This window comes from Streptococcus pasteurianus, from assembly GCF_004843545.1.
Classification (GTDB): domain Bacteria; phylum Bacillota; class Bacilli; order Lactobacillales; family Streptococcaceae; genus Streptococcus; species Streptococcus pasteurianus.
In genome coordinates this window covers 740,813-752,544 of the sequence record NZ_CP039457.1, presented here as the reverse complement: position 1 = coordinate 752,544, position 11,732 = coordinate 740,813, and the positions used below count along the sequence as shown (strand labels likewise).

Annotated in this window: 8 protein-coding genes and 1 pseudogene; 1 reads left to right on the top strand and 8 read right to left on the bottom strand. The window is 35.7% G+C overall.

The features are described from left to right. The first annotated feature begins 123 nt into the window (after window positions 1–123). Entirely contained in the window at window positions 124–1,332 is a 1,209-nt protein-coding gene (locus E8M05_RS04030) for a YSIRK-targeted surface antigen transcriptional regulator (protein WP_013851670.1), read from the top strand. A 397-nt stretch (window positions 1,333–1,729) separates the two neighbouring features. On the opposite strand, the gene bsh is transcribed toward E8M05_RS04030, so the two are convergent. The 8 genes and pseudogenes from bsh to hflX form a co-directional block, all read right to left on the bottom strand. Further along, entirely contained in the window at window positions 1,730–2,710 is a 981-nt protein-coding gene (gene bsh, locus E8M05_RS04025; RefSeq protein ID WP_003064168.1) for a choloylglycine hydrolase, read from the bottom strand. A gap of 122 nt (window positions 2,711–2,832) precedes the next feature. After that, on the bottom strand, window positions 2,833–3,777 hold the full coding sequence (locus E8M05_RS04020; RefSeq protein ID WP_003064165.1) for an AEC family transporter: 945 nt from the start codon (window positions 3,775–3,777) through the stop codon (window positions 2,833–2,835). A 55-nt stretch (window positions 3,778–3,832) separates the two neighbouring features. Continuing rightward, window positions 3,833–5,455: pseudogene (locus tag E8M05_RS04015) on the bottom strand (malolactic enzyme); the annotation flags it as partial. Between the two features lie 418 nt (window positions 5,456–5,873). Continuing rightward, window positions 5,874–8,084 carry a single-stranded-DNA-specific exonuclease RecJ gene (gene recJ / locus E8M05_RS04010; protein ID WP_003064161.1) on the bottom strand — a complete coding sequence of 737 codons (2,211 nt, stop codon included), beginning with the start codon at window positions 8,082–8,084 and terminating at the stop codon, window positions 5,874–5,876. Window positions 8,085–8,125: 41 nt separating this feature from the next. Next, the gene (locus E8M05_RS04005) at window positions 8,126–8,884 is read right to left on the bottom strand and encodes an SDR family NAD(P)-dependent oxidoreductase (RefSeq protein WP_136596410.1); all 759 of its coding nucleotides are present in this window, start codon (window positions 8,882–8,884) and stop codon (window positions 8,126–8,128) included. Beyond that, a complete protein-coding gene (gene rnz, locus E8M05_RS04000) occupies window positions 8,881–9,810 on the bottom strand; it encodes a ribonuclease Z (protein WP_003064159.1) in 930 nt (309 codons plus the stop codon). Before rnz ends, E8M05_RS04005 begins: the two co-directional genes overlap by 4 nt. A 39-nt stretch (window positions 9,811–9,849) precedes the next feature. After that, entirely contained in the window at window positions 9,850–10,488 is a 639-nt protein-coding gene (locus tag E8M05_RS03995) for a hypothetical protein (RefSeq protein WP_003064158.1), read from the bottom strand. Continuing rightward, complete coding sequence (gene hflX, locus E8M05_RS03990) at window positions 10,481–11,719, bottom strand: GTPase HflX (protein ID WP_003064155.1); 1,239 nt, start codon at window positions 11,717–11,719, stop codon at window positions 10,481–10,483. Before hflX ends, E8M05_RS03995 begins: the two co-directional genes overlap by 8 nt. Window positions 11,720–11,732 lie beyond the last annotated feature (13 nt).

Here is an 11,732-nt window from a genome sequence, read left to right as displayed (position 1 = left end):
TTTTTAATTAACTATTCAAAAACATTATTTTTTATCATTTTAATTTTGAGTGCATATTCTTTGAACTTTTTTAATTATTTTTATAAAATGATAAGAAAATCAATAATAATAGGAGAATATTTTTTGACAAATAGTTTATTGCTTAAGGCGCTTCACAGTACATTGGGAATATCCATTATGATTTGTGACGAAGAGTTTTCTATTACTACGGAGTTCCAAACAGATAAAACATCATCTCTTTATTATGATTATCATCAAATATTGAGTCGTTTCAAAGAGATAGATGAAAATGTTTTATTTTACCATGGCATGTTCAATGAAATACTGATTGCTTTCCATATTCAACAAGAATATATTATCTTAGGCCCTTTTAGAGTAAATACAATCAGTGAATCATTCTTTGAAACTCGTGTTAAAAATAGTCAAATGAGCATTAAAGAAAAAGATTATTTTTATCATCTTCTTATGTCCTTACCTTTTTATCCCTTAAGTCAAATACGAGAATTACTTATCCTAATTAACCACTCTTTAACTGGCATTATAGAAGATAAATTATCAAAACCTTTGCATCAATACACTCATTATTGGGCAAAGCACTTTTTTACAGAAAGAGCTAAAAATCTTTCCAACTATAATTTTACAAAGTACTCTTATTTGTATCGTTATGAAAGTGAAATTGCAGAAGCAGTAAGAAAAGGGAGTCCCGATTTACTAAAAGAAACTGTTAATCGTTTAGGAAATGCTGTCGTCCCTAGTATTACTGGTGACTTACTTCGATCCGAAAAAAATTATTCTATTATTGTTTTTGATCGATTGTCTCAAGTGGCTATCCATTCAGGTTTAAATGTCGAAATATCATATTCAGCACGTGATAATTTTATTAAAGATAATGAATCATTAATACAACTAACAGATATTTTAAAACTCCGTGATACCGCTATTTTGTTTTATACAAAACAAGTTCACAACATCAAGGAACAACTCACTACGACCGCGTCACCAACTGTAATTTCCGTTATTCAATACCTTAGAGATAATCTAAATACTAACCTAAAACTTGAAACAATAGCTAAACACTTCCATATGAGTGAATCCAAATTACAACAGATATTTAAACACGAAACTCAAACAACGATTCAGAAATATTTTTTAAATTTAAAAATGCAAACCGCCAAAGAGCTATTAAGTAATGGCGCTAAATCTTCTCAAATAGCCGAACTATTAGCTTTCTCTTCTCCTTCAAATTTCTCACGAACATTTAAAAAGATGGTAGGAGTCAGCCCGAAACACTATCGTTATCAAGCCATCACCAAAAAGAATCTCACTAGCTAATATTTTTCCACCTATACTTTTGATTTTTCTAACATGCTATAAATAGACTTCAGTATCTAAGCCTAGTAAAATAAATCTGTTCCTCTGTAACTACATCATTCTAATCGTTTAAAAAGTAATTTATAAATCTTCTTTCAGAGCAATTCCTTTCATACTATCATTCAAAATAGAGAATCTCAATCATTATTGCTCTAAATCATAATTCAAAAACCAGCTCCCATCTACAGGAACTGGTTTTTAGTATCTTTCCACGATTGCTCAATTTAAATATAAAAAGTGAAAACAAAGCATGTTCTCACTTTTTATATTTAAATGATTGATAATGGAAGATATGGATTTTTAATGGATACCTTTCATTAGCAAATCATTATAAATTGTTAATTTAACGCCACAAATACTATCTATTTTGATAAAGTACATTCCATTCTTTTTGAAGTGGGTAACGAATTAATCGGCTGCTATCAAGATTTTCTTGATGCATATCAATTGCTGTGATTTGTGAATTTTCATAAGTAGTGTAATAATAAATCCCTTTATCAACGTTCACACAAGAACTATAAATAGTATACTCATATCCATTGCTTTCATCAACATAACACAAGCCTTTTTGTTGTTCAACAGATTTTAAAATATGGAAAAATTGATTAACGCTACTAGCTTCAGAACAATCAGCTACAGCATTTAATTTTGTAAAAGCTACCTTAACAAAACGCGACATTGATGACAAATCACCTGGAAGTCCTATTCCACCCATACCACGACTGTAAACATCTAAATCAAGAACTTTTGAAAATAAATTGTCAGATACTTTTGGCGATAGGTGACGATAATTGTTAAGATTAAACAACTGTTTATCAAATGTAGGATTATTAGTTAAAACACCTATAGGATTATCATATATAGCCACTTTATCCTTTACGGGTTCTACAACAATGGATTCCTTGCTATCTGCAATCATCCAATGCAATGGCGATACAGGATAGTCTGAACTAAAAGCATCATCAGTTAAATTTAAATTTTCACATTGTTGACGCACTTCTGATACACTTTCACACTGCGACAAGATCCAAAGCATGAATTCAAAAGAGGCAACATTTGTTTTGCCATCTTTAGCAGGTTTAAAATCAGCATTTTCTGGGAAATTTAATCCTGCCATACTTAATCCTTTTTCATTTGTAGCATCATAAAACAATGGATAATCACCTACAACTGTTGCCATGCCAATAATTGCTAAATGAGTGTCTTGTTTTGTCTCGTACTTGAATGAAAGAGGATAATTTCTGGGACAAATCGTAACTTCTTCATGATAAGAAAAATCTAAATCAAGATTTCGACCAAAATAATTGTCTTTAGTTTGATAAGTTATAGCTGTACACATACACTGCCTCCACTAACAAGAACTTCTAAAAGACCAAGCCATTACAACTTGAACAAGGTCTTGATATTCGATATCTTTACACCCTCATTATAGTGCTAATCTATACTAAAGTCAATTATTTATCAACCAATTAAACTAATAATAATTGGGATGACAATTACAAAAAGCAAAGTTGAAGTAGTAACAACATTAGTCGCATATTCCACATCTCCATTACCTTCATTAGCTAATATCGGTAATACTGCTAACCCTGGTACAGCTGCTTGTATTATAAACGTTTTATATTCTACACTTGGCAAACTAGAACCAAATAAAACTAGAATAACAAACATGACCAAAGGTGATAACAAGTAACGCCCTAAAAGTGCCAAAATGGTATCACGATCAAATTTAATACTAGATAACCCTGCTTTCGATAAAACGATACCAATATAAATAAGAGATAAAGGTGTTACAATATTACCAAGATAAGTCAACGTATTCGTTGCAAAGGTCGGAACAGGAATATCAAATAATAAAAATACTAATGAAACTAGAAAACCGACAAGAGGAGCAGGTAACAGTTTCTTCCAACTAAAACTGCTATTTTTCTTCTCATTAGTATCCTTGGAATCCTGTGCAATCAATAAAGCTCCGAATGCCCAAGTTGATACAGTGTTCGTAATATAATAAACCAAGAAATAGGATATAGAGGCATCGCCAAACAAAGCAATATTAAGTGGAAGACCGATAAAAATAGTATTAGCGTTAGCAAACATATTAATCATGACTCCACGACGACCTGGTTCGACCTTAAAGAGCTTAACGATAGCAAATGCTACAATATAAGCTATGATGACTGAACCAAACGTATAAATGAGTCCAGGAGCTACTGCCACTAATTTTGTTAAAGTTAAATACTTCAAAACTGATATAAAGATGGAAGACGGCAAAGCTACATTCATGATTAAACGAGAAATATTTCCTCCAAATTCAGTGCCAAACCACCCTTTTTCATTAAGGTAAAACCCTAGTGCAATGATGAGAATAATAGGTAAAATGTTTTCAATAGATGTTAAAATGTTCATTTGATTAAGCTCCTCCTAAAACTAACACTAAAAATACTTTGGTAAACTCTACTTATTAGTATTTAGGATACCATTTAAGATCTTGAACAGCTTTTTCCATATCACCCTCAACTTGTGCTATGCCTTGTTCTTGAGCTTTTTTAGCAACTGCATTAGCCACACTAATCGAAAATTCTGTCAATCGTGAAACCGGTGGTAAAACTGGTGTCCCAGTGGTTTTATCTTCAATTAAACCACTGAGAGAATGCGCTGCAGCACTAATCATCTGATCTGTTAATAGTTTAGCCTTAGCAGCCATTACCCCTAAGCCTAAACCAGGATAAATCAGAGCATTATTAGCTTGACCAATTTGATAAGTCACTCCTTTGTACTCTATATCGGCTGTTGGAATTCCTGTCGCAACAAAGGCTTTGCCATCAGACCAAGTAATCAAATCTGAAGCTGTTGCCTCAGCTAACTTTGTTGGATTACTTAATGGAAAAATAATAGGACGTTCTGTAAAGGAACACATATCCTCAACAATTTCTTTGGTAAACGTTCCTGGTTGTGTAGATGTTCCTACTAAAATAGTTGGTTTAACAACTTTGACAACTGCACCTAAATCAATTAACTGTTCACTATTTGTAAATTCAGAACGCTTACGTGCAAAAGGCTTCTGTTCAGGAGTTAAGTCTTCCATGTCATCAAAAAGTAAACCTTGCTTATCCACCATATAAAAACGACTATAGGCTTCCTCTTCTGTCAAACCTTCATTTATCATCTCTAAAAATACTCGATGAGCAATCCCAGCACCAGCTGTTCCTCCACCATAACAAAGATAACGTTGATTAATTAGTTCTTCACCAGTCATTCCAAGTGCGCCATAAATACCTGCTAAGGTAATAATGCCAGTTCCTTGTATATCATCATTGAAAGTTGGAATCTTATCTTTATATTTATTAAGAATGTTAGCTGCATTACTACGACCAAAATCTTCCCAATGCAAATAAAGATCTGGAAAAAGTTCTTCTGCTATTTGTACAAATTGATCAATAAAATTATCATAAATTTCACCGTGAATACGCTCATGATGATTTCCGAGATAAAATGGATTATCTAACAGCTCTTTTCGATTTGTTCCTGCATCGATAACAATAGGCAAAACCGTAGCTGGATCAATCCCTGCTGCTACAGTATAAATCATTAATTTTCCAACTGAAATATCAACACCTTGCGTCCCCCAGTCACCAATGCCTAAAATACCTTCCGCATCAGTTACAACAATCAAACGAATTTGGCGTTTTCCAGCTGCATTCTTCAATGTTTCTCGAATATATTCTGGATGATCAACCGACAAATAGGTAGCATATTGAGGATCAACAAATAATTCACTGTACTTTTCAATAGACTCAGCAATTACAGGATCATAAACAATCGGATTGAATTCAACCACGTGTTGATTAAAGAGATAATAAAAAAGTGTACGATTAGTATTAAAAATCTCCATCAAAAAATGACGTTTCTCAAGATTAGATGTTTTTCGTTGATAATGAGTATAAGCTTGCTCTGCTTGTTCCTCAATAGTTTGAATATGTGGTGGTAACAGCCCCACTAAGCCAAATTTTTCACGTTCTGTTTGTGTAAAGGCAGTCCCTTTATTCAAAAACGGGTCGTTTAAAATTTCGTGTGCATTCATATAATTCTCCTTTTTGAATGAACTCGAGGGTGTGAGTTTTCACACCAAGTTTGACCAACTAGTAATTACTTAAAATTACTATATCGCTAGTATACGCTTTACACAAGATTCGCTCAAACATTATGTCCTTAATATTGTTTTTTGTAGATTAATTATAAAAATTATTTGAATAAATGTCATAATACTTTACTTTCATAGCAATCAATTGTTACATAGAAATAATCTTAACCTAGTGATTGATTTACCACACCAAAATCTAACAACGAACACAAAAATAAAAAAATTCACTCTGCTCTCTCCTCAAATTCTAGAGAAACTTAGTGAATTCTTCCTATATCGAAAATGATAAACTAAAGCAACCTTTTCTAATATTTTTTAGTAAATCTAAACCGCTCTTAGAGGGAGAGGTCCCCAACTACCTCTACTCATCACTTTCATTAATCAACCACTCATATATTTCTTGGGGAGTAGCTAGTGCCATCAATTCTTGGAATTTAACTTGTTGTTTGAGGTCTTGGTAGATTTGGCTTTCTGAAATACTGCGTTTCTGAGCATCTTTGTTGACGACCATAACACCATCTGTGATGGTTACAAAATCTAATTCATCAAAAATCTGAATCATTTTAATGAGCAAAATATCAGGGATATTAAGGTATTGGCTCAATTCTTTCAACTTGTAGCGGACATCAAATTCTGGGAATTGATAAATGGTTTTATAAAGCTTAGCAAATTGGTCACGTGTGCCATAGCCTGTCAGATAATAAGCACGTTTAATATGATTTTTAAAATAAATGGCTTCAAAATGACGACCCACAAAGAGTGATTTTAATTCTTCAGCCTTATCAGGGATGTCTAACACCACAACTTCATTTGCCGTGCTATCTTCAGTCAATACTGGAACACGTTCTGGAAGGCTAGCCGTTTTGGAGCGAATATCAATCAACTGAACACCCTCAACACGCGCATCTTCCAACATTAATTGAACAGTCGTTTGCCCATTCCACTTATTAATCGATAATGTCGTTGCAAGGCAAAGATTTTGCACTTGTTGAAATTCCTGCGCCAGATGTCCTTGATTAAAGGCAACAAGGTCAATTGCCGTTGTACCTTGGGCAATTTTTAATTTTAAATGCGCACCATTTTGCCCCATAGTGCGTGCTTGTTTCACCACAAAATCTTTAATTTCAAAGACTGGTTTTGGATTGTCCATGCCAAATGGTGCCAATTTTTCAAGACTGTGCACGGTATCAAGGTTAATCTCTGAGAGCTCCAGAACCTCATCAATAACAAGCTCTTTTTTCTGTGATAAGTCAATATCATTTTCAGCAATATAATCACACAAAACTTGTGATAATTTATCAAGATTTTCAGTCACCAAAGTCATTCCAGCAGCGCCAGCGTGTCCACCAAAGGCTTCAAATAAATCACGGTGCTCATCAAGAGCATGGAAAATATTAATGGCCTCGATACTTCTGGCAGAACCTTTAGCAATCCCATCTTCGATATTTAAAACAATCACTGGCTGCGCGATTTGTTCTAAAATACGCCCTGCGACAATTCCTAAAACGCCTGGGTGCCAGCCTTCTTTAGCCAATACTTGCACTGGCTTTTCCAAATCAACCATGCTCATGGCTTCATCGAAGATTTTCTGAACAATTTCCTTGCGCTCTTCGTTTTTAGCATTAATCATCTTGGCAATGTTATGCGCTTCTTCATCATCAAAGCCAGTCAATAATTCGACAGCAGGATTTGGGTCATCTAGGCGACCAAGTGCATTTAGCTGCGGAGCAATTTTGAAACCAACCGTTTCTTCATTGACATCTGCCATATCCACATCTGATACTTTTATCAATTCAATCAGACCAATGCGTTCGGTTTGTTTCAGAATTTCAAGTCCAACTTTAACCATAATGCGGTTTTCATCAGTCAAACTCACCATATCAGCAATTGTTCCAATTGCCACCAGATCAAGCATTTCTGTCGGAATAGATTCTAGCAAAGCACAAGCAACTTTGAAAGCAACGCCACAGCCAGCCAGATATTTGAACGGATAATCAGCTTCTGGGTGTTCTGGGTGCACAATCGCAAATGCTTCTGGTAGCTCTGCTGGCAAACCGTGGTGGTCTGTCACAATGACATCTACCCCCTGACTTTGTGCGTAGGCAATCGCTTCGTTCCCTGCTACGCCATTGTCCACCGTAATAATCAAAGAAACGTTTTGCTGCTCAATGAAATATTTATAGACTGATTCATTTGGGCCGTAACCATCTGTGAAACGATTTGGCAGATAAACTTGGGCTTCGGCACCCAACATTTCAAGGGCTTCTTTCATAATGCTGGCACTAGTCATTCCGTCAGCATCATAATCACCATAAACCAAGATTTGTTCGTAATTCTCAATAGCTTGGCGAATACGATTAACCGCTTTATCCATGTCATGTAAAAGGTAAGGGTCATGCAATTGTGACAAATCCGTTGATAAAAATTGAATCAATTTTTCTGCCGTATCAACACCTCGACTATAAAGAATCTGACTAGCTAATTCTGTTAGTTTTTCTTTTTTTGTCAGCTCAAAAAAGCCATTATCTGGCTCTTTTTCAATATTTTTCCAATTGTATTTACTTGTTATCATTCACTTCTCACTTCTTATGTAGAGTTGAAACGACGCTTGTTTTATTTGTAATTAAATATTTTTCTAGCTAAAAAATCTGCAATTCTTGGGAAAAGTGTGTAAGCTTTTTGAGCCGCCGCAAGTGACCAAGGCATATTTAGCTCACGCTTATTCTTGCCAAAAATGGCAACGGTGCGTTTCGCAACGTATTCTGGCTGTAAAACAAAGCGCCCAACACTTTTAAGATACTCTCCTGATGGATCTGCTTTATCAAAAAATTTCGTTGCAATCGGACCAAGGTTAACAGTTGTCACAAAAACGTTGCTGTCAGCTAATTCTAGTCGCAAAGCATTTGAAAAACCAATCACAGCAAATTTTGTTGCAGAATAAACAGAAGACTTGGCAGAAGCAATCAAACCTGCAATACTAGCAATATTGATGATATGACCTTCCCCTGCTTCTTTCATCCTTTGGCCCACTAAACGTGAAAACGTCATTGTTGCAAAGGTGTTAATATCAAACATGTCACGAATTTGCGCCGTAGTATAAGTGTCAAAATCACTAAAATCTCCATACCCAGCATTATTGATAAAAATATCAACGCGTCCATGGATAGCATAGATTTTTTCAACCGTTTCAGCAATTGCTACATCGCTTGACATATCAAGGGCAAAGTACTCTGTATTTGAACGTTTACCATAATGTGTTTTTAATTTCTTTAAATCACGTCCCAAGGCAATCACATAATCGTCTTCTGGTACATGTTTGACGATTTCTTGAGCAATACCACCGGTTGCTCCTGTAATGGCTATAATTCTCATAAGCTAATTTCTTCCAAATCTTTAACAAGGTGTGTGTTTTCAAAGACTGTTTTGGCGTCATTTTCGATTTGTTTGCACTCACGTCCAAGAAAACGAGCACTAATGTGGTTAAGCAAAAGCATTTTAGCTGAGGCCTCTTTGGCAATTTGAGCAGCTTGCATATTCGTTGAATGACCATGTTTACGCGCGATTTTTTCATCACCTTTACCATAAGTTGATTCGTGAACTAAAATATCAGCTCCCAAACCAAGACGAACACTAGCATCTGTCTTACGTGTGTCACCTAAAATGGTAATAATTTTTCCTTTTTTTGGTGCTGAAATGTAATCTTTGGCAATGATTTTTGTTCCGTCGTCTAAAACAACATCTTGCCCGCTCTTGATTTTGCCAAAAAGTGGTCCGAAAGGCACACCTGCAGCCTTCAAAGCTTCAGAATCAAGCGTTCCTTCTAAATCTTTTTGCATCACGCGATAACCAATACAGAAAATCGTATGGTCAAGTTTTTCTGCATAAACCACAAATTTATCAGTTTCCATAACCTTACCAAGGCTATTCTCGTCAAATTCATGGAAATGAATGCGGTATGGCAAGCGTGCTCCTGACAAGCGCAAGCTATTTAAAACATACGAACGAATACCAATAGGACCATAAAACTCAAGGTCTGTTTGTTCCTCGTTAGCTTGAAAAGCTCGGCTAGCTAAAAATCCAGGCAAACCAAAAATATGGTCTCCGTGTAGATGCGTAATAAAAATGCGCTTAACTTTACGCGGTTTAATTGTTGTTTCTAAAATCTGACGCTGTGTGCCTTCGCCACAGTCAAACATCCAGACCTCATTGATTTCATCAAGTAGCTTCAAAACCAAACTTGACACATTACGTGACTTTGATGGCTGACCCGCTCCTGTTCCCAAAAATTGTAATTCCATTCTATAATGATAAAAACCGAAGTTTTTATCTCCTTTCCTCTACTGTACTTTTACATAAGCGATGAACTCACGATGATCAAAGGTATAATAAACTTGTCCTTTGTAGTGAGCTAGTAATTCTACTAATTCATCACGATTAAAACTTTGTAGCTTAACCACATTTCCTTTTAATTTTGAAACATGGCCGAGCAGACTTTCTTGTGGCGTTAGGTCCTCAAGGACTTCTTCATTAAAATCCATTTTTGACATCTTTATGTGTCCTTCTTCCACGTAAACCTTGTATTGTGGGAAAACCTGTGCCAATTCAAACAAAATATCTATAGCTAACGTCTCATTCTTTTCAGAAAAAACACGCGCCACTTCTTGATCATTTTCATAGGTAAAACCATATGATTTCCCTGATAAATTCAAGCGAATAAAGGGCTTGTATTCATCAAAAGATGGGTTAGCATTTAACAAATGCAATTCTTTAGATAATTCAAAATAATAATCTGTTGCGGCTTCTGGAGATTGTTTTTGATACATTTCCGCAAAATAAGCATTGATAACACTTGGTGGCGGTGTGATAAAACTGAGTTTTTGCTCATCCGTCAACTGCTCCAAGGTATTTTGTAAATAAACTTTATCGAGTGATGTAAAACCACCGTATTTTAAAGCCAAGCTTATATAATCAGTCATAAAATTCTTCTAGTCTCCATTTATTTTTAGGATTAATGTAGCCAGTAATGGTTTCGTATTCTTGGGCAAAGTCATAATGGTCTAGCAAAGCAATTTTATTTAACTCATACAGTTTGTAAGCCTGACTTTGGTGAACACGAATGCTAAATGGCTCAAAAATCTCACGAATTTCATTGATAATCAAACGGCGTAAGAGTGTGCGAGCGTCCTTATCACGCGCAGAAATACGCACATTTGGAAAAGCTGTTGCCACCAAATGCTCCGCAACATCCATTTTGTTATAAACAGCTAGGCGCGGAATATCTAGCATGTCTAGCTCTTTTAACAAATTCAAAACCACTTTTTCATGCTCCGCATGATTTGGATCGCTGGCATCAATAACGTGCAACAAAAGGTCAACGTTACGACTTTCTTCCAAAGTTGACTTAAACGCAGCAACCAGCTCTGTCGGTAAATTTTGGATAAATCCAACAGTATCCGTCAGCGTCACCTGAAATTGATTTTGTAAATAAATTTGTTTGGTTGTTGCATCCAAAGTTGCAAACAATTCATCAGCTTCATACTGTTTATCATTGGTTAAAACGTTCATAATCGTTGATTTTCCAGCATTAGTGTAACCAATTAAACCGATTTTAAACACTTGTGATTCGGTGCGTTTTTCACGACCTGTTTCACGATTTTTTTCGACAACCTTTAGTTGACGTTCAATATCTGAAATTTGATGACGAATTGAGCGGCGATTAAGCTCCAATTGACTTTCACCAGGACCACGACTACCGATACCACCAGCTTGTCGGCTCAACATAACCCCTTGTCCGACAAGACGTGGCAACATATATTTGAGCTGAGCGAGATGAACTTGCAATTTCCCCTCATGACTACGTGCCCGCATGGCAAAAATATCCAGAATTAACTGCATACGGTCAATCACTTTGACACCAAGTTCAACTTCCAAATTGACATTTTGCCGAGGAGTCAAGCGGTCATTGACAATAACGGTGTCAATCTCATCAGCCTCCACAATCGCTTTAATCTCGGCTAATTTGCCCGAACCAATCAAAGACTTACTGTCGTATTTTTCACGCTTTTGACGATAAGAAGAGACAACTTCTGCCCCTGCCGTCTTAGCTAGAGAAGCTAATTCTTCCATTGACATCTCAAAATTTTCCGTCTCTGGCAACTCAACACCTAGTAAAATAACACGCTCCTGACGCTTGCTTGTTTCAATCATCTGCTCACCCCTT